We start from the raw sequence: 20,055 nt of genomic DNA, 5'->3' as shown, positions 1-20,055 counted from the left end.
GTTTCATTACTTTTAGTAATTTATTTTGATATTTGTCCCGATTTGCTTCACCGCTTCGTCAAGAGCTCTTTTAGGCTCTGATTTGCCGGTCACGATTAATTGAAGAGCGTCATTAGCAGGCTTCCATACTTTGTCCATTTCTAAGTTATTCGGCATTAGAACTGCATATTTAGATTGTGCAGCCACAGCTTTTACACCTGGATCTTCAGCGATACTTGGATCGTTAGCCAATGCTTTTATCGGCGGAATTTCTTTTGTTTTCTCAAAACGAATTTTCGCATTTTCTTCATTTGTAATAAATTCTACGAACTTAACTGCAAGATCTTTGTTTTTAGAGTAAGAAGATACGTGCCACCCTGTAACGCCTATGAAAGATTTCTGCGGCTCGCCGTTAGGAAGCTTCGGAAGCGGAGCTACACCGTAATCGATGTTCGCTGCTTTATACGGAAATGACCATCGGTTGGAAATCATAGAAGCTGCTTTTCCGCTAGTGAATAAGTCATCCATTTGTGTTCCACCCTTTTCACCGATGATTTCTTTCGGGAATAGCCCTTCTTTATACCATTTTCGAATGTAGTCTGCGCCTGTTACTGCGCCGTCGTTGTTCACCCCAAGCTTAGTAGGATCGTATATTCCATCTTTTTGCTCAAATACATATCCGCCGAAACCGCCGATTGGACCATACGCAAAGTAAAAGTTATTCCAAGGTGCAAGGAAGCCGTAGTTACCGTTCTTTGTGAAACCTTTAGCGAAGTTATAAACCTCGTCCATTGTAGCTGGAGCATTTGGCATTAACTTTTTATTATAGATAAATACAGCTGTTTCAATTGCTTTTGGAAGACCATATAGTTTGCCATTATAAGTTTCTGCTTGAATTGCAGACTCAGTATATTTATTTGTCACAGATGAATCAACTTTTAATTCACTGATTAATCCTTCTGTTACCGCACCACCGATTTGGTCATACGGAATTGTAAATACATCCGCTCCTGTTCCGGCAGGACCGTCAAGACGAAGCAGCTTCAATTGCTTTTTCATGCTGATTTCTTTTACTTTTATTGTGACGTTGTTTTCTTTTTCAAACTTTGCAACAGCACTCATTAAACCGATTTTCTTGTCCTTATCTTCCCAAACTATAAGGGTCTTGTCGGCTGCATCTTTATCCCCAGCAGCTTTTTTATCACCGTCTTTCGATTCGCAAGCAACGAGCATACTAGCTGCTAAAACAGATATAGTTAATAAGGATAATGCTTTCTTCATAAGGTAAAGACCCCTCTCCCAAAATAATAAAACAAATGAGTAAACTTTTAATCAATCGTTTATACAAACTTCTTGCGAGTTTGTAAAGCTATCAAAAACGATTTCTTCTTTCATGTCCTTATTATAATGAATCTTTTTCATTCGACAATTCCCTTCAAATCCAAGGGGGGCATTTTTCGAAATTTAAAATTTTCTGCGGACTTTACCATCCTTCCTTCTTTATATACAGGAAAACATTTATCAGTATATTACAATTGACTTGAGGAACAACAAATAATAAATAATCTTAACAATTGAGAAAAACCATCCGCTCTTTTTTAAATGGGTGTAGAGTGTCTGCCAAGTATAATAGCTTCCCTCTGTCTTTTTACTAAGTGTTTCATAATGCGAACAGAAGGAAGGAACACATGGGCGCGAAATTTTATACTTTCTTATAAAAAAGCAAACGCTTGCCTTATACAAGGAGGAGTACATCGTGATAAAAGAAGCTATTTACCATCGTCCAAAAAACAATTTCGCATACGCTTACGACACAAAAACATTGCATATTCGTTTACGAACAAAGAAAAATGATGTTGAAAAAGTAACACTCATTCATGGCGACCCGTACAAATGGGGTGAAGGAGCTTGGCAATACGAAGCAGCTCCAATGAAAAAAATGGCGGCAACCGAGATGTTTGATTATTGGTTTATTGCCATTGAACCTGACTTCCGCCGACTTCGCTACGGATTTGAGCTAAAGAGCGGTGATGAATCGTTAGTTTATACAGAAAAAGGCTTTTTCCGTGAGCCTGTGACTGACGATATAGCTCCCTATTTCTGTTTCCCCTACTTGAACCCGGAAGATGTCTTTTCCGCTCCGTCATGGGTACGCGACACCGTTTGGTATCAAATCTTCCCGGAACGCTTCGGAAACGGTGATCTGTCGAACGATCCGGAAGGTGCTTTACCATGGGGAAGCGAGGATCCGACACCGACCAACTTCTTTGGAGGCGACTTTGAAGGTGTAATCCAGCATATTGATTACCTCGTTCAATTAGGTGTAACGGGTATTTATTTCACGCCGATTTTCAAAGCTACAACAAATCATAAATACGATACAGTAGACTATATGGAAATTGACCCGCAGTTCGGAGACAAAGAAACCTTTAAACGGCTCGTACACGTTTGCCACGAAAATGGAATTAAAGTCATGCTTGACGCTGTTTTCAATCATAGCGGCTTCCATTTCCCTCAGTTCCAGGATGTGCTTAAAAACGGAGAAAACTCCCCATATAAGGATTGGTTCTATGTATGGGATTACCCTGTTCAAACAGAGCCTATGCCAAACTATGATACCTTCGCATTCACCCCTATGATGCCAAAATTAAATACGGCTCATCCAGAAGCGCGCGAATATTTATTGGAGGTCGGCCGTTACTGGGTAAGAGAATTCGATATTGACGGCTGGCGCCTTGACGTTGCCAATGAAGTCGGTCATGATTTCTGGCGCGAATTCCGCAAAGAAGTAAAAGCGATTAAACCGGATGTATATATCCTTGGGGAAATTTGGCATGACTCTATGCCATGGCTGCAGGGAGACCAGTTCGACGCAGTAATGAACTACCCGTATTCGCATGCGGCTATCCAATTCTTTGCAAAAGAAGAGATTACTGCACAAGAGTTTATATATAAAACAACAGAAGCTCTCATCAGGTATCCGGAAAACGCGATGGAAGCAGCATTTAACCTGCTCGGAAGCCATGATACATCTCGTATCTTAACTGTATGTAAAGACAATAAAGAAAAAACGAAGCAATTGTTCACCTTCCTTCTTTCTTCCCCAGGTACTCCGTGTATTTACTATGGAGATGAAATCAGCATGACCGGCGAGCAAGACCCAGGCTGCCGCAAATGCATGATTTGGGATAAAGAACAACAAGACCGCGAAATGTTTGACTATATCGCCCGCATCGTTCGCTTGCGCAAAGAAAGCCCGGCATTTGGAAACCGCGGTACATTCCAATTTGTTACAGCAAATAATGAAACAAATCATGTGATGTACACGAAAACGTTCGAAGATCAAACCCTGCTGTTTGCCTTTAACAACTCAGATCAAGAAATTACAGCAATTATACCGCTTGACTTAAAAGGCAAAAAAGTAACAAACGTACTGACAGGCGAGGAATTCGCATACGAAGCAAAAAGCGTAGCTGCAGTCCTTGCGCCGCACGGCTTTATCATACTAGAGTTTTAATAGCAAAAGGGAACCTCGACAGGTTCCCTTTTTCAAAACATAAATTATAAAACCCTTAAGTTCCTGTGCAGGAGCTTAAGGGTTTTATTTTTATGCAAATAAACGCACTATGCATACATGTCATGTTTTATTACATGTGTTAGCGTTTTCAAATAAATCAGGCTCATTCACAATGTAATTTTTACATTTTTTCGATAATTTAGTCTTGCAAACTTTAGGTAAATTGAATATGATACTAAATATAACATATAGTGTTAGGAAACCTAACATAAGAAATACTAATTTACGAACTTATTGTTTTTTTTCTAACGCTTTACGAAATTTATATGAAACGGAGGAGTTACAAGATGGCAGGTATTAATATCGGCGATACGGTCTTTCTCTTTTTGGCTACGGTAATGGTTATGTTGATGACACCAGGACTTGCATTGTTTTACGGCGGGATGGTAAAAAGCAAAAACGTATTGAGTACTACGATGCACAGCTATGGGGCAATGGCTATCGTGTCTATTCAATGGATTTTAATCGGATACTCTCTTTCTTTCGGCCCTGACTGGAAAGGCTTAATCGGCGGGCTCGATTGGATCGGACTTAAAGATGTAACGTTCGCTCCGAACAAGGACTACAGCGCCACGCTTCCTCATAACTTATTTATGATGTTCCAGCTTATGTTCGCAATCTTGACACCAGCTTTAATTTCCGGAGCATTCGCGGAGCGCATGAGATTTTCCGCTTTCATCGTCTTCATTCTTCTTTGGACAACAATTGTATATGATCCGGTTGCTCACTGGGTATGGGGTGTAGGCGGCTGGCTGCGCGAACTCGGCGCACTTGACTTTGCAGGCGGAAACGTTGTTCATATTACATCCGGCGTGTCCGGTCTTGTTCTCGCAATCTATCTCGGCAAACGAAAAGATGCACACGCATCAGCACCGCACCATCTGCCGTTTACAGTGCTCGGCGCAGGACTTCTATGGTTTGGCTGGTTTGGTTTTAACGTAGGAAGCGCACTTACACTAAACGATGTAGCTTTAACTGCCTTCATCAACACAAACACTGCAGCTGCAATGGCCGCAATCTCCTGGGTTGTATGCGAATGGATTTTCACAAAAAAACCGACTGTTCTCGGCGCAGTGAGCGGCGCCATATCCGGCCTTGTCGCAATCACGCCGGCCTGCGGATTTGTTACACCAATTTCTTCTATTGTTATCGGTTTTCTTGGCGGAGCGATTTGCTACTTTGCCGTATTCTATATGAAGAAAAAGCTCGGCTACGATGATGCGCTTGACGCATTCGGCTGCCATGGCATCGGCGGAACTTGGGGCGGCATCGCAACAGGCTTGTTCGCAACAAAAAGTGTAAACGAAGCAGGGGCTGACGGTCTCTTCTACGGCAATGCAGCTTTATTAGGAAAACAAGCGATTGCCATTGGCGCAACATATGTGTTCGCTGCAGTCGCAACATTTTTAATCATCAAAGCTATTAGTCTCGTAATACCTGTACGTGCCAATGAAGAAGAAGAAGCACTCGGTCTTGACATCTCCATGCATGGCGAAAAAGCATATCATGAAAGTTTATAAGAAGAGGGTGATGATATGAGCGACAAGCTGACGAAAATCGAGATTATTACACGTCCTACAAAGTTTGAAGAGTTTAAGCAAGAGCTGGCGAAAATCGGCGTAAGCGGTATTACTGTTTCAAACGTATTAGGCTGCGGATTGCAAAAAGGCTTTACAGAAGTATACCGCGGAGTAAAAAGAGAGATTAGTATGCACGAACGCATTAAAATAGAAATCGTTGTATGCAAGGTGCCGGTCCAAGACGTAGTAGACACCGCCAAGCGCATATTAAAAACCGGAAAACCAGGCGACGGCAAAATCTTCATTTATGAAATTGCCAATGCTATTAAAATTCGTACAGGCGAAGAAGGCTGTCAGGCCTTGCAAAATGATGAAGCATAAAGAAAAGCTCCACCGGCTCGCTCAGGTGGCAGCACCTAGCCGGTGGAGCTATATATGAGTGAATGATAATTTCGACATTTCCATGTGCGATGTGCAACGAAAAGGGAGTATGGTATGCTTCTTCTCTCTGGTTTACCCTTGCATGAACCACTACAAAGGTTTGACCGCTTCTGCACGTCGCCGGATGATCTCTCCCCACTATAAAAAGACGGCTTTTTTATTCACTTGTATATATAAGAAGAGCTGTGGAACACTCCACAGCTCTTTCATTATGTAAATATTATAAAAAACTTATACAAAATTTCACTCAAAAAAAAGACAGCCATCACGGCTGTCTTACTCCTTAATAGAAATATTGTAATGATCGAACCAAACGTGTATCTGCGCCAAATGCGCGAGAAGCTGCGGTCCTGTCATCAATTGCCCGAACCATGGAACCGTAAACGTTTTTCCTTCCGTTGCAATGAGGCTATTAAGCTGATCACGATTAAAGAATTCATGCAGCACGGAATTTTTATCCTGCAGCAATGAAGTCAGCCACTGTGTAACCGCCTTTGTATAATGCGGATTGTGCGTCTTCGGATACGGGCTTTTCTTTCGGTACAGCACATCTTCCGGGAGCACGCCTTCAAGCGCTTTGCGAAGCAATCCTTTCTCCCGATTGTTATACATTTTCATAGCCCAAGGAATATTCCAGGCGTATTCCACGAGACGATGATCTGCAAACGGCACGCGCACTTCTAGACTTGCGCCCATGCTCATGCGGTCTTTCCGGTCCAAAAGTGTTGTCATGAACCAAACCATATTTAAATAAAACAGCTGACGTCTTTTTGCTTCTAACGGACTTTCGCCTTCTAATGCAGGCGTTTCTTTCACCGTTTCATCGTAACGCTGCTGCACGTACTCACGCAGCTTCAGCTTCTCTCTCCATTCCTGCTTCAGTAAGTTTTCACGCGCTTGTGTCGAACGCATCCATGGAAAATTGCTAGACTGCAAATCATCTTCTCTATAAAACCATGGATAGCCTCCGAAAATCTCATCTGCACATTCTCCAGATAGACTCACGACAAAGTCCTTCTTAATTTCACGGCAGAACCATAATAAAGAAGAATCTATATCCGCCATTCCCGGCAAATCCCTGACAATGACTGCCTCTGTTAAATGCTTCGCCAAATCTTCGTTGGAAATGACGCAGCGGTGATGGTTCGTTCCGAATGTTTGAGACATAAGCTCAATCCATGGACCGTCGGAATTTGGCTGAAATGCATTGGATTTAAAATATTTTTCATTATCCTCATAATCAATAGAGTACGTGTGGAGCGCATCTTTCCCCTCTTGCTCGTATGCCATTGCAGCAAAGGCTGTAATCGCACTGGAATCTACGCCGCCTGATAAAAATGTACAAAGAGGAACATCCGATACGAGCTGTCTCGTAATCGCATCTTTTAATAAAAAGTGAACTTTTTCCACTGTCACATCAAAGCTGTCCGTATGCTGTTCGCTTTTCACATTCCAGTATCGCCATACCTTCAGACCGTCCTTTGAAAACGTCAGAGCATGCCCGGGACGCAATTCTTTCACACCCGCGAATATACCGTGCCCTGGAGAACGGGAAGGCCCTAAACCTAATACTTCCGATAAGCCTTCATGTGTCACTTCCGCTTTTACTTCCGGGTGTGCCAAAATTGCTTTTAATTCAGAACCGAACAGCAGCCGCTTTGCATCTTCTTTATAAAACAACGGCTTCACGCCTAGTCGGTCGCGAGCGATAAACATCTTTTCTTTGCCTGCATCCCAAACGGCAAACGCGAAAATACCGTTTAAATAGTCCACGCACTTTTCTTCCCATTCTATATAAGCCGTCAGCAGCACCTCTGTGTCGGAATGCCCTTGAAACGTGTATCCTCTTTGCAGCAGCTCTTTACGTAAATCCTCTGTATTATACAGCTCTCCGTTATAACAAATCGTATACGCATGCTGCTTCGTTCGCGTCATCGGCTGTTTGCCGCCCTCCGGATCAACTACAACGAGACGTTTATGGCCAAATGCCGCGTGCGTTGTCGTCCATACATTCGTATCGTCAGGTCCGCGTTTGGACAGCGTGCACGCCATGTTTGCAACAATTTCCTTCTCATGCAGCAAAGAACGGCCGTAATCAATCCAACCAGTAATTCCACACATGTTTCTCATCCTTTCACTATGAAAATGAACTTCCTTACACTGCAAGTTGCTTTCATTGTATGCCCAAATGCAAAGACGGGTGCATTCGTTTTTTTGTTTGTTTAAATTGCGCCAGAACTGTCTATAACAAGGACAGAAACGATGCAAGGAGGCCTTTATGAAAAATCGCTATCACATCATGCACAGCCAGCCGCGTGCACACACGATCGGAAACGTGGAATACATCAATGAAGAATGGGTATTTTTTGAAGAAGAAAGTGACGAAGCGTTTTTACTTGGGGATGTAATAGAAGATGATTTTGAAATCCTGTATAACAATCATTGGCTGCCCGCCCGCTTTTATGAGGATGATTTACTGAAAATCGACAACGACATACATCCGCTGCAAAACGGAGAAATGATTCGCGTCCGCAAAAAGCTACAATATGTATATAGCGAATGGCTGCAAGAATTGTCTGATGAAGCATTTGGTGTTTTTATAGAAACGCTAGAAAAATTAGAGTACTCCTTATATGACAGCATCTACTGTCATAACTTTTTATTTTTCCAGGTGACGAAATATCCACGGCAAGGGGTAAATTTCATAGTCTATGACAACGGAGACATGATTTGCTCGCTCCATCATCATTACATAAGGGATATGCATACGAGAAAAGATGTATTTTCTTTTACAAAGGCTGATGGCAGTTGTATATCCGTCACAAAATAAAAAAACTGCCCGTTTTCAGGCAGTTTTTTTATGCGAATGGATGCCAGCCTTGCGGAAGACGCAATCCAAGATACAGCACAACGAGAATAGCAATGACAAATTGAATCCAAGCGCCGTTTGTGCTTTTCCCTTTGCTTGTCCGGATTAGCACCATTTCCATAGAACCGATTACCCAGATACCTGCCAGCATTTTAAAGCCGTACCACATATGGTCAGTTCCGCTGCCATATTTCATAACAGGCACATACAGCAAAAAGCCTGTTACGATGATGACAATATACATGAGACGGTCAATCATATGTACGATTTTCGCTTTTGGATTTCTATTTTTGTACATAGCATATGCAGCAAAAAATACGATAATCCCAATCATCCATGACGTAATGTGCCAATGTGTTGTCATATAAATCCTCCTTTAATGATCAATTCCTTTTACATCATATCATGTCCAGCTTATTTCGCGAAATGATTCTTCTTCATTATTTACGGTAATGGATAAGAAAAGCGCAACCGGCTCGCTCAGGTGCAGAACCAGACATGTCTCCAGTTTTATACTTTCTTATCCTTATATACGAAACGGATTCTCCCTAAGGAGAATCCGCTCTCTATTTCACAGTATTTCGCAGCGTGCCAATCTTCTCTACTGTTACTTCCACTACATCTCCCGGCTTTAAAAAGCGCGGCGGCTGAAAGCCTTTTCCGACACCGGCAGGCGTTCCTGTCGCGATGATGTCTCCTGGCTCCAGCGTCATTCCTTGACTTAAAACAGAAATGATTTCTGCAATGTGAAACAGCATTTCTGACGTACGGGATGATTGCCGCACTTCTCCATTCACCTTCGTTTCAATTACTAAATCATCCGGGCTTTCAATCCTTGTACGGTGGACAAGAATCGGTCCCATCGGACAAAACGTATCGAAGCTTTTTCCAAGAAAAAATTGCTTATGGCGGCTTTGAATATCACGCGCGGTAATATCATTGACAATTGTATAGCCGAATACATGCGAAAGCGCCTCTTCGGCAGAAATGCTTTTTCCCTTCTTTCCGATTACAACAGCCAGTTCACCCTCATAATCCAATTCATGCGTTAAATGCGGATAGCTATGGATGTAATCATGCTGTCCGACCACAGTTGTGGGAGCTTTCGTAAAAAAAATAATATGCTCTGGTTTATCGCTGCCCATTTCAAGGGCGTGTTCTTTATAATTCTTTCCGACACATATAATATTTTTTCGCGGCCGCGGAATCGGTGCCAACAACTTCACTTCTTCTAGCGTATACTGGCCGGCTGGCTTTTCTTGTTCTTTGGCCCACTTCATAACTTCTTCTGCTTGCTTTATGAAAGCCTCTCCTGCTTCTATGCACTCTGCCATGGTAATGGGAATGGTCACTTTCCCACCCATCGCTTTTTGTGCTTCTCTCATGTGCAGCACTGTTCGAAAAGATTCGTCCACAATCCCCACAAACACCTTTTCTTCTTTTTTTGCCGTTACAAATTGCATTGTTTTCACACTCCATGTCACAGCTAGTATCTTACAATACATTCGGAGCCTTACAGAAAAATTCCTGCTGATTTCGTCGAAAACTTACTTCTATTTCAAGTATTTTTTTGTATACGAAGATACTATATTGCAAAACTTTGTAGAAATTTCCCTTCTTTTATCGAAACGGTTTTCTTTTGAATAAAACATTGTATAATATGAATTATAAAGAAGGGAATGGTGTTGGGAGCACTCTTTAAAATCCTAAAGAGGTGGAGCTAAGCGTATGTTCGAACAAGTGATTGAAAAAAAGCGCGAAAAGATGAAGTACTTGGCAGAACGCTACGGGATGACCGCAAAGAAAACCGTTTCCTGCAGTCAGGAACTGGACAAGCTGCTAAATATTGTCCTGCTTCTGCAAATCGATTGCAACATCAAAAATCAAGAAATGTAAGGTACACTCTCGGACGAGTGTGCCTTTTCCTTTTTCATAATTTTTATACACATTCTGGGGAAAACGTCCATACAATAAATATAAGAATCTTTTAAACGAAAGGTGTTTTTCATCATGCCTGCTATTGTAGGGAATATGAATATCGTCAATATCGGGTCAAGCGGCGTGGTTCATATCGGCGACGTGTTCGCGATTCGTCCAATCAGCTTTTCCAGAACCTTTGCCGGAGCAGGATCCTTTAATGTCGGGGAAAATGTTTCTGTCTATAACTATCAAAACACAACACATGTGGATGATTCTGATGTAGTGGACCAACCGATCGCCTTCAACTATTAAGGAGGGATTTGCTTGAATCTGTATGTACATCAAAGCATTATCATTAACAATCTTCGAGTAGGCAGCATTACCACCTCTTCTGTGTTCCAAATCGGAAGTGCAGGAACCATCAAAGCACTATCAAAGTTTTCTAATACCGGAGGCTTTCAAGAGCCGGCGCGCCCGCTAAAGGCAGAAGGGCAGATCATTTCCATCTCCTCTTCCGGTGAACCGACGGGCAATAGCTAGACTGCTCACATTCAGGAGGTTTTCTTCATGAACCAAGATTGGTTTGCTTTCGTACAACAGATGCAGTATACCATTCAAAATCAACAGCAAAAGCTGGAAGAATTGGAAAAAGCTCTGCAAGCTATGAAAGCAGAGCTTGAAGATGTAAAACGAAATCCTCCGTCCTCCATCGGGAAGGTGGAATACAAATTCGATCAGCTCAAGGTGGAAAACTTAAACGGAACATTAAATATCGGTCTTAACCCCTTCGTAAGCAAGGGACAAATGATTGAAGACTTTGATGTTGACACAGAAACTCTCAAAGTGAACCCCGAAACACAAATAAACCCGGATTTTTATCAAGATATTATGCAAGAAATGAATAGATATTTAAACGAAGAAGCATACAGCCGCATCGTGCAGCTAGAGAATAATGAACGAATTCCTTTAGATGACATGTATAGACAAATGATGATCGATGATATCAGAAAACAGATGGAGCACCGCCTTCCGTATTATTTATCACAAGTGCAGCCATACCCGGAAATTACGTCAAATCAGCAATACATGAAGGAAGTCATCACGCAAAATATGAAGCAGGACATTGATAAAGCCTTTATTGCCTTTATTCAGCATTTGCCTCACCATATGCGAAAGGAGGAATAGCGGATGAATTTCACCGTTGTCAATTACGAAATTAAGGTCGGTTCTATTAAAAGCCTCGGGGTTTCTGCAGCTGCTCTCTTTTTAATCGGTGATGCTGATCTTATCATTATGTCTTCTATTTTGGATACGCCGCCAGAATCTCTTACGAAGGGCCCCTTTGTTCCCCTCGTCCTTGATGTTCCGACAACACGGGCCTAGGAGCTGCTTATGTTTAGACGATTTTCTGTTGTTCATGATATATCTGTCATATCTCTCGGACTCAGCGGTGTCGTCCAGCTTGGGGATACGAACACGATAGAAGCAAAAAATAGATCGATTGCTGTACAGCGTGAAGTGCCTTTTTTCTTAAATAGCGAAATGCCTTTTGAAGCGTATAATATTTTTACGGATCAAGAGATTACAATGCCGAAGCGCTCTAAGGAAGTTCGGATGCACACCATTCATGCATGCCCATTCATTGTTGTAGACCATGTCACGATAACTAGCGTTCTAATTTCTGGTTGTTTTCAGATTGGTTCGCTTGACTATGCTTTTTGCAACTCGCGTGTGTTGCAGATTCGTCAATTTACCTCAAATGATACACCTTCTTCTAACCACAGCATATAGTAGAAGAAAATACGTTTGGATAGCAGGTGAAACTATGCCTTCGTTTGTCGGAAATGTCGTTGTACAAAACAGTAACGGCTCGTTTAATTTAGGGGACTTTTATAATGTATCTCCTAAAGACAATACAAAATCTTATAACGGTTCGGGCGCATCAAATGTCGCTTTTGTCGTCAATACGTTCAGTGGCATAAACGCTACAACTACATTTGACCCAGATGTGAACGATCAGAATCAGATTGCGTCTGCATAAGAAAAGCGTAACCTTCAAGGTGCAGAGACCAATGTTCTCCACCTTCAAAGACGTTTTTTGTCAATGCATCGGCGGAGGTTCTTAGACAGCAGCACCTAGCCAGTGGAGCTAAAAAGCGAAGCCTTCGAGGCGCAGCTGAACAAAAGAAAAAGGGAGGCAAACGCTACCTCCCTTTCTTTTTTCGTTCATTGAATTTTTTGTACGGATAAGCTTAGAAGATGCTTGCTTGCGGATCCATTTCAAGAACGCTGCAATTTTATCGTCCGCCTGCAGTGCTTCTATTGTATTGAGACGAATTGCCAGTTCTTCATTCGTATATAAACATGAATTTGCTTATGACACGCAATGCATAAATCAGCAGTCGGTTCAAAGGTGCCGCCCAGTTCCTTTGGCGTTAAGTGATGAACAGTAAGTTCCAAGCCTTCCCTGCCGCAAAGCTCACAGGTTCCGACCAGCTTTTTCCCCACACTCCCACTCTTTCCTTAATCTAGTTGTAGTATGTGGCGGCCGTCAAAAAAGTATAGATACTTTTCCTTTACCTTTTTTTGCAAACTCTTTTCAATTGCTTCGCTGTACAAATGGAGCTGCTGTTTATAACGCTCTTCCAACACCGGCTTCGCTTGCTCAAACCCGCCTGGAAATTTCCCTGCAATGGTGTCGGTTTTGAAATCAATGAGTACAATCCCGTCTTCTTCTTCAATCATGCAGTCAATAACCCCTTGGACGAGAACAGATTCGTCATAAGCTGCCTGCCAATCAGCATACGCTTTTCTCGCAGACATCATCATGGTAAACGGCACTTCCCGCTCTGCGTGCTCCGCCTGCAGGAGACGCTGCCCCAATGATGTATCAAAAAATGCGGCAATCTCTTGCGGTTGAATACTTTCAGCTTGTTCATATGTCAGCAGTTCATGATTTACCATTCCAGCAAGCTGTTCTTGAATCGTTTCTTTCGTAACCGGCATTTCTAACTTCACATGCTGCATGACCATATGAACAGCGGTTCCATGCTCAGCGCCAGTCAGACCCTTTTGCTCCATAAAACGCGGCCGCTTCTCAATCGGCGAACGGAAGGAACTAAGAAACGCTCTGTCGCTTTCTTCTTCAGCCTGGTAGTTTCTCTTAATTTCAGAAACGGACTGCTTGGCGCGATGCTCGGCAGCAGCACCAAAGCCGTATTCCCATGTTAAACGATTTCGAACCTCTTTCTGCATTTCGCTTGTAAGAGGCACTTCCCGCTGCTCTCGCAATGCCTCCAGCAGCTCCTGCTGTTCTTCTGTAAGCTTTTCAGGAGCTGCTAAGCTCGCAGCTTCAATCGTTCTGATTTTCCATGATGCCTCGTAGTCATACACGAAAGCCGGCACAAAAGCTTCTTCTGCAACCGAGGCGCTTCCCCTATGCCTCATAAGCGCAGGACCAACCCAATCTATATAACACGACGCCTGTGCTCTTACATAGTCGGGAAGCAGCCAGTCAGGATGCTCACGCACTTCATTCCATTTTGCGAGCGCAGCTTCCGTGTCCTTTACGGTTCCAACGAGAATCAGCTTCTCTTTTGCCCGAGTCAGAGCTACGTAGAGAACACGCATTTCTTCCGCAATTAATTCCATTCGCATCTTTCGTTTAATCGCCAGCTGCGGCAATGTCGCATATTTAATACGCTTATGCGGATCAATAAACTGCGATCCAAATCCTAGGTCCTTATGAAGAAGGAAACGGTTGCTTAAATCTCGAGTATTGAAACGGCGGCCCAAGCCGGCAACAAACACGATCGGAAACTCCAGCCCTTTGCTTTTATGAATCGTCATGATGCGGACAACATCCTCTTGCTCGCCGAGCGCACGCGCAGTTCCCATATCATCGCCGCGCTCGAGTATACGCTCAATAAAGCGGAGAAAACGGAACAAGCCGCGAAATGACGTAGCCTCATATTGCCGGGCGCGGTCATATAACACTCGCAAGTTTGCCTGCCGCTGCTTGCCGCCCGGAAGGCCTCCTACAAAATCATAATATCCCGTTTCACGGTACACTTTCCAAATGAGATCTGTAAGCGGCTGCTGTCTCGCAAAATCGCGCCAGCCCTTTAGCATTTCCTGAAATGCTGCAGCTTTATCGTAAAGCTCTCGCTCATGCTCCGGCGGCGTATTCTGCACAAAGCTGCAAAGAACCTGATAAAAGGATTCTTTCTTTGCATGAATGCGAAGGCGTGCCAATTCCTCATCCGTCATGCCGACAACAGGAGAACGAAGAACGGAGGCAAGAGGAATATCCTGTGCAGGATTATCAATAACACGAAATATATTGAGCATAATGTTCACTTCTGTTGCCTCAAAATATCCCGTTGACAGCTCGGCGTATACAGGAATTCCCTGCTGCTTGAATTCCTCCATCATCTGCGGCGCCCACGGCATAGAACGAAGCAAGATGACAAAATCCCGGTATGAAACAGGGCGCATCGCATTATGCTTTCGGTCATACACTTCATAGCCGGATGCAACCATTTCTTGAATGCGATTGGCAATAAGGCGCGCTTCAAGCTGCGATGTTTCCAAATCCGCCTGCTCGTCCTCTCCGTCTTCTTCAGAATCAGCTTTCGTATTCTGATTCACAATAAGAAATTCAGCTGCTGTATCATCGCTTGCTGGATAGCCGGCACCGAGCTTCAATTCCGCATCGGCATCATAATGAATCTCACCGACCGTTTCTCCCATAATTTGCTTGAACACAAAGTTGGTACCTGCAAGTACTTCTTGACGGCTGCGAAAGTTTTTCGCCAAATCAATGCGCATACCGCCCGCTGCTCCCTCTGAAGTAAATCGCTTGTATTTCCCGAGAAACAGCCCTGGTTCCGCGAGACGAAAGCGGTAAATGGATTGTTTTACGTCCCCCACCATGAATAAATTCCCTTGGCTTTCCGTTTCATTTGTAACAAGCTGCAGAATAGATTCCTGTACGAAGTTTGTATCTTGATACTCATCCACAAGCACTTCAGCAAACTTTTCGCGATATTGCAGGGCAACAGCAGACGGCCTCAGAGCTTCTTCAGAGGAATCCGTTAAAATCTCCAAGCAAAAGTGCTCTAAATCTGTAAAATCAACCATGCTTTTATCGCGCTTCATTTTTTGGAAGCGATACCCAAACTCCTTCACAAGTACAACGAGCTTTTCAACAACAGGCTGCATCGTTGCCAAGTCATGCAAATATTTTTCAGGTGTACGGCTAAATAGCTCATCCTTTAGCTTACCGACTTCTTCCTTCGCTTTCGTTCGAAGAGAATCAGTTTTCTTAAGCAGCTCTTCATTGTAATCGCTGCGCTTAATGCGCGGCAGCGTTGCCCAGCTCACATCCTGCATCGCTTCATACAGGGGAGTCCAAGAATCTGCACCCAAGAGCTTTTCAAGCTGATTATAATCCGATTCAAATGCAGTCATTCTCGGCGCCGGCCCATCCGGAAGAAGCGCGATTTCCATCGCTTTTTGGATATATTGCTTTGCTCCCTCGAGCCGAAGACGCACATCATCCAGCAAGTGCTTAACGTACGGGAGATCATCGATTTGCATTTCCCCTACCTCATACATGCCAACGAGGCGATCGAGCCAGCGCAGCGGGTTTGGATGTGCTCTCGATTCGGTATAAAGCGCTAAAATCATATCCTGCAAATCATGGTCGCTTCGGTCACCTGTATAACGGTCCACAACCTCAAAAAATATTTTGTTCCCTTCCAGACCATATTCTTCTTCTAAAATATCATCCAGCACTTCTTCCTTTAACAGCTCAATTTCCGTTTGATTTGCAATGCGAAACCCAGGGTCTATATCAATCATATAGTAATACGTCCGTATGACCTGTAAGCAGAAGGAATGCAGCGTCGAGATAGACGCGCGATTCAGCAGGCTCAGCTGCTTGCGCAAGTGCTGAGAATGCGGATTGTGCTCCAGCTCCTTCTCCAGCGCTTCCCCAATCCGATTTTTCATCTCTTGGGCGGATGCATTCGTAAACGTCACAACAAGAAGGCGGTCTACATCAATCGGATGCTCCGGGTTCGTCATTTTCTTAATAATGCGTTCAACGAGCACTGCCGTTTTTCCAGAGCCTGCAGCAGCGGCAACGAGAATATCCCGTCCGCTTGCTGCAATTGCCTTCCATTGATCGTCTGTCCATTGGCTGCCTGTCGGTTTTTTCATCATAAGCGGCTGAGCTCCTCTCTTATCTTCTGCAGCGCTTCGCTTCCTTTTAGCGGTTTTAAAGAACGATAGCTGTTTTCCTCCAGCGATTCATCGAATTGACATACGGATTTAAACTGACAAAATGTACATGCTGCTTTCGTTTTCAATTTATAAGGCGCAATGTCAATTACACCATCAGTAATGTTTGTACCGATATCTTGAAACGTACGGCGTACATGATTCTTCAGCATGCCGAATTCCTGCTCGCTCGCTACTGACGAGTAAGCGCTGAAGCTGCCGTCCTTTTTCAAGCCTGCAGATACAATATCAGATGAGCCGCTTGTTAAAGTGCTATCCATTAATCGGACAACATCTGTATCTCCAAGCAGCAACCCCTTCATCTTAAATTTCCTTAGAATTTCTTGCTCGATTTCTTCTTCTGACAAACTGCTTTTCACATCAATCATCGGGTTATGAATATGGAAATAAAGCACGCCTGCCGGAGCGGCTGAGGCGCCATTCTTCACCCATTTCCCTGCATTTTCTATAACAACATCCAAATAGGTGAGCATTTGCAGTGCCAAACCGTAGTACACTTCCGTAACATCTAAAGATTTCGCACTAGATTTATAATCGATAATGCGCAAAAACGTGCCTTGTTCGCTTTCTGCTTTATCTACACGGTCGATACGACCGACAACTTCCATTCTTGCCCCGTTCGCAAGCTGGAACTGGAGCGGCGGTAAGGCGCCGTTTCCCATGCCGAACGGAACTTCAAGATCAACTGGAACAAATCCGCTTGCCTTCGCATGCTCGCTCAGAATCAGTGAAGCACGGAAAATAATTTGCTGAAGCTTTCTTTTTAGATAATGATGGCGGTTGGAGCTTAATAGAATTTCTTTTTGCAATAGCGGTGCAAGGTTTTCTATCGCTTCCATAGCAAGATACTCGCATTCTTTTCGCGTTAAATCCGCCCAGCTCCTGCTTTCCTTCGCAAGACGGTCTGCGATGTTCTTTAGCGCTGCATGAAACAGCTCGCCGATGTCCGGTGCATCAATTTTAAAAATATCACGTTCTTTCAAAGATAGCCCGTGCTGTACGAAGTGAGCATACGAGCAGCGCTGAAACAGCTCCATGCGCGATACACTTCCTCTGATTGCATCCCCGTACAATTCACGGCTGACAGAACGATTCAGCTTGCGTGCTTCATTTCGATAAAATAAGCTCGACAGCACGCGTTTACTTCTCATCTTCCATTCAGGCGCTGTCACATAAAAATTGTATACATCCCACCAGAAAGAAAGGTTTCCTTGAAATCCGTACCGTTTCCAATTTTGCAGCTGCTGCGTTAAATATGAAAGCGTGACAGCAGGCGTTGCTACGAAGGATACTTGTTTTTCGATTGCATAATCGTTTACATCATTCGTCAGGAAGATCTCGTTCACTCTCGGGAACATTCCTTTAATCTTTTTAAGCAGACTGGACGGAAGCAGCATCTTTCCTTCTTCGTCCGCTAACGGACATGTAATGTACAGCTTATGGGATGAACGCGTGAGAGCTTGGTAGATGACAAACTGCTCATCCAACAGCTTTTGACGCCCTGTAGGCGCCAGCTCGATCCCCGATGCAAGCAGCGTTTCACGCTCTTCATCAGATAGTACGCCTTCATCTAAAATCGCAGCCGGAATTACCCCTTCGTTCGCTCCGATAAGAAACAGAGCACGAATATTGGATAAACGGGACCGGTCCATATTTGCAATCAGCACCTGATCCAAGGAAGGCGGTATGTTCGCAAACTTCAATGACTCCAGTCCCGTCGCCATGACTTCAATGAACATATCAAGAGAAAGCTTTTCTTCCCCCAGCATTTCTACGTACTTATCCAGTAAATCAATAACCTCCTGCCATACTTGGTCATGATCATTCGCAAACAGGAGGCTGCCTTCCTCTTCTGCCTGCTGCCGGAGCGCTTCCAGTTTTTTCGGAATATGCAATTCTTCTAAAAATAAATAAACCGCCTCGCACATTTTCAACGTTGACTTCGCACGCTTCAAACGCTTTTGCAGCTGCAGAATCGGTTCTGCAACAATGTCGCGAAGCTTGTTAATTTTTTCTTCTATTTCCCGTTCGTTGTCTGTTTGCATAGAAGTATATCCTTCAAGCGAACGATAGCGCCGATACGTCCATCGCTCCCCGGCTGTCCACTTTTTCCCTTGTATGCCGTAAGCAAGACAATAGTTTTCAAACTCATCCATTTCTTCCCGCAGCTTTTCTTTATTCGTATCAAGCGGATACAATAGCTCTGTCTTAATGCAGCGAAACACCGCATCATACCGCCAATTGCCATTGATAACCTCCAGTGCGGAGCGAATAAGTTCCACAAGCGGATGATGAAGCATCGGACGCTTTTCATCAATAAAATGCGGAATTTTATAATCCTGAAACATCGTTTTGATTACATCATAATAGCTTGCTCCGTTCCGAACTATCACAGCGATATCACGATAGCGATAGCCTTCCTCACGGACAAGCTTGCGAATTTCACGTGCAATCCCTTCCGTCTCTGCACGGCGATTGGCAGCGGAATATATAGTAATATCCGGCTCATCGCCAAAATATTTATAAGGTCTGGACTCATAATACTTCTCCAGATGGGCAAGCGATGAGCTTGATCGAAAGCGCTCCTGAGCTGTCAGTTGTACAGAAGCTTCTATTTTTGTGCCTGTTTCTTTTGCTAAACTTACAAGCTTGCTGTATGTGCGCGATGTTGTATAAAACAAATCCAGCTCGTGCTTTGGCGTTTCTTCATCTATCGTTAAAGCTGCCGTTACGTTTGCACCGCCTACAAGCAGCTGTTTCACCACGTCCAGTTCCTGCGGCAAAAATGTGTGAAACCCGTCTAAATAAACAAGCGCATTCTTCATATACAAAGAATGCGGGAGCTTTTCAATCAAAAGCTTCATATAGTCTTCAGAGTCTAAATATTTGCCGATGAGCGCCCGTTCAAAATCTTCATAAAGAAGCTGTAAATCGTACATTTTATTCGCAAGCAAAACATCATGCGCCTTACTGCTTCTTGTATCAAGCTCCTGCCAAAGAGCGTATACATTCGAAGGTGTTAAGTTATGTCTCTTAAATTCTGAAATCATGCCGCCGAGCTGATCAAAAAAGCCGTTTTGCTCAGCAGCCTTTTGAAACACGCGTAATTCTCCTTTGCGCGCTTCCACCACTCTGCGAAGCAGCATATTGACACCGGCGCCGTCAATATGAAGACGGCTGGCTCCACCTGTCTCCTGCAGCACCCGCCACGCAAGACGGGAAAAGCTGAATACTTGCGCCCGGATAGAACCGTCAATCTCACGGTTGAGCGCCTGCTGTGCCTGAAACGTCATTTGTTCCGGCACAAGATATATAATAGAAGCTCCCTTCGGACTGCGGCGCAGTTCTTCACGAATTTCCGATAAGCATCGTTCGCTCTTTCCGCTGCCTGCCCGTCCGAGTATAAAACGAAGCGACATCCTATTCCCACCTTTCTAAGAAAA

Annotated in this window: 17 protein-coding genes and 1 pseudogene; 11 read left to right on the top strand and 7 right to left on the bottom strand. The window is 43.8% G+C overall.

What is annotated here, in order from left to right:
- Window positions 1–12: 12 nt before the first annotated feature.
- Window positions 13–1,260, bottom strand: coding sequence for an extracellular solute-binding protein (locus H540_RS0123000; protein ID WP_028402555.1), 1,248 nt, complete (start codon window positions 1,258–1,260; stop codon window positions 13–15).
- A gap of 475 nt (window positions 1,261–1,735) precedes the next feature.
- On the opposite strand from H540_RS0123000, the gene H540_RS0122990 reads away from it, so the two are divergent.
- The 3 genes from H540_RS0122990 to H540_RS0122980 all read left to right on the top strand — a co-directional run bounded on the left by H540_RS0122990 (window position 1,736) and on the right by H540_RS0122980 (window position 5,457).
- Window positions 1,736–3,496: an alpha-glycosidase gene (locus tag H540_RS0122990; protein WP_028402554.1), complete on the top strand. Its 1,761-nt coding sequence runs from the start codon at window positions 1,736–1,738 to the stop codon at window positions 3,494–3,496.
- Between the two features lie 356 nt (window positions 3,497–3,852).
- On the top strand, window positions 3,853–5,076 hold the full coding sequence (locus tag H540_RS0122985) for an ammonium transporter (RefSeq protein WP_028402553.1): 1,224 nt from the start codon (window positions 3,853–3,855) through the stop codon (window positions 5,074–5,076).
- Between the two features lie 15 nt (window positions 5,077–5,091).
- Window positions 5,092–5,457: a P-II family nitrogen regulator gene (locus tag H540_RS0122980; RefSeq protein ID WP_028402552.1), complete on the top strand. Its 366-nt coding sequence runs from the start codon at window positions 5,092–5,094 to the stop codon at window positions 5,455–5,457.
- A gap of 336 nt (window positions 5,458–5,793) precedes the next feature.
- On the opposite strand, the gene asnB is transcribed toward H540_RS0122980, so the two are convergent.
- Entirely contained in the window at window positions 5,794–7,638 is a 1,845-nt protein-coding gene (gene asnB / locus H540_RS0122975; protein WP_028402551.1) for an asparagine synthase (glutamine-hydrolyzing), read from the bottom strand.
- Between the two features lie 157 nt (window positions 7,639–7,795).
- Between asnB and H540_RS0122970 the strand changes: the two genes are divergently transcribed.
- Window positions 7,796–8,347: a DUF2777 family protein gene (locus tag H540_RS0122970; protein WP_028402550.1), complete on the top strand. Its 552-nt coding sequence runs from the start codon at window positions 7,796–7,798 to the stop codon at window positions 8,345–8,347.
- 28 nt (window positions 8,348–8,375) lie between these two features.
- On the opposite strand, the gene H540_RS0122965 is transcribed toward H540_RS0122970, so the two are convergent.
- A complete protein-coding gene (locus tag H540_RS0122965) occupies window positions 8,376–8,750 on the bottom strand; it encodes a YisL family protein (protein WP_028402549.1) in 375 nt (124 codons plus the stop codon).
- 202 nt (window positions 8,751–8,952) lie between these two features.
- Window positions 8,953–9,849, bottom strand: coding sequence for a fumarylacetoacetate hydrolase family protein (locus H540_RS0122960; RefSeq protein WP_034671776.1), 897 nt, complete (start codon window positions 9,847–9,849; stop codon window positions 8,953–8,955).
- Window positions 9,850–10,114: 265 nt separating this feature from the next.
- On the opposite strand from H540_RS0122960, the gene H540_RS0122955 reads away from it, so the two are divergent.
- The 7 genes from H540_RS0122955 (at window position 10,115) to H540_RS0122925 (ending at window position 12,347) form a co-directional block, all read left to right on the top strand.
- Window positions 10,115–10,282, top strand: coding sequence for an aspartyl-phosphate phosphatase Spo0E family protein (locus H540_RS0122955; RefSeq protein WP_028402547.1), 168 nt, complete (start codon window positions 10,115–10,117; stop codon window positions 10,280–10,282).
- 114 nt (window positions 10,283–10,396) lie between these two features.
- The gene (locus H540_RS0122950) at window positions 10,397–10,618 is read left to right on the top strand and encodes a spore germination protein (RefSeq protein ID WP_028402546.1); all 222 of its coding nucleotides are present in this window, start codon (window positions 10,397–10,399) and stop codon (window positions 10,616–10,618) included.
- 12 nt (window positions 10,619–10,630) lie between these two features.
- Entirely contained in the window at window positions 10,631–10,846 is a 216-nt protein-coding gene (locus H540_RS0122945) for a spore germination protein GerPB (RefSeq protein ID WP_028402545.1), read from the top strand.
- A 27-nt stretch (window positions 10,847–10,873) separates the two neighbouring features.
- A complete protein-coding gene (gerPC, locus tag H540_RS0122940) occupies window positions 10,874–11,491 on the top strand; it encodes a spore germination protein GerPC (protein ID WP_028402544.1) in 618 nt (205 codons plus the stop codon).
- A gap of 3 nt (window positions 11,492–11,494) precedes the next feature.
- Window positions 11,495–11,689 (top strand): spore gernimation protein GerPD, encoded by a 195-nt coding sequence (locus tag H540_RS0122935; RefSeq protein WP_028402543.1) that lies wholly within the window; start codon window positions 11,495–11,497, stop codon window positions 11,687–11,689.
- Window positions 11,690–11,698: 9 nt separating this feature from the next.
- Window positions 11,699–12,097 carry a spore germination protein GerPE gene (locus tag H540_RS0122930; RefSeq protein WP_028402542.1) on the top strand — a complete coding sequence of 133 codons (399 nt, stop codon included), beginning with the start codon at window positions 11,699–11,701 and terminating at the stop codon, window positions 12,095–12,097.
- 34 nt (window positions 12,098–12,131) lie between these two features.
- On the top strand, window positions 12,132–12,347 hold the full coding sequence (locus H540_RS0122925) for a spore germination protein (RefSeq protein WP_028402541.1): 216 nt from the start codon (window positions 12,132–12,134) through the stop codon (window positions 12,345–12,347).
- 108 nt (window positions 12,348–12,455) lie between these two features.
- Here the strand turns inward: H540_RS0122925 and H540_RS30695 are convergent.
- From H540_RS30695 to addB, 3 genes and pseudogenes are all read right to left on the bottom strand, one after another.
- Window positions 12,456–12,814: pseudogene (locus tag H540_RS30695) on the bottom strand (HNH endonuclease).
- 15 nt (window positions 12,815–12,829) lie between these two features.
- Window positions 12,830–16,534, bottom strand: a complete 3,705-nt coding sequence (gene addA / locus H540_RS0122915; protein ID WP_028402540.1) for a helicase-exonuclease AddAB subunit AddA — start codon at window positions 16,532–16,534, stop codon at window positions 12,830–12,832.
- Window positions 16,531–20,031 carry a helicase-exonuclease AddAB subunit AddB gene (gene addB, locus H540_RS0122910; RefSeq protein ID WP_028402539.1) on the bottom strand — a complete coding sequence of 1,167 codons (3,501 nt, stop codon included), beginning with the start codon at window positions 20,029–20,031 and terminating at the stop codon, window positions 16,531–16,533. Before addB ends, addA begins: the two co-directional genes overlap by 4 nt.
- Window positions 20,032–20,055 lie beyond the last annotated feature (24 nt).

Origin of the sequence: Ectobacillus panaciterrae DSM 19096, from assembly GCF_000430785.1 — a bacterium.
Classification (GTDB): domain Bacteria; phylum Bacillota; class Bacilli; order Bacillales; family Bacillaceae_G; genus Ectobacillus; species Ectobacillus panaciterrae.
Note: the sequence above shows the minus strand (reverse complement) of the source record. Positions and strands in the feature narration are given on the sequence as shown.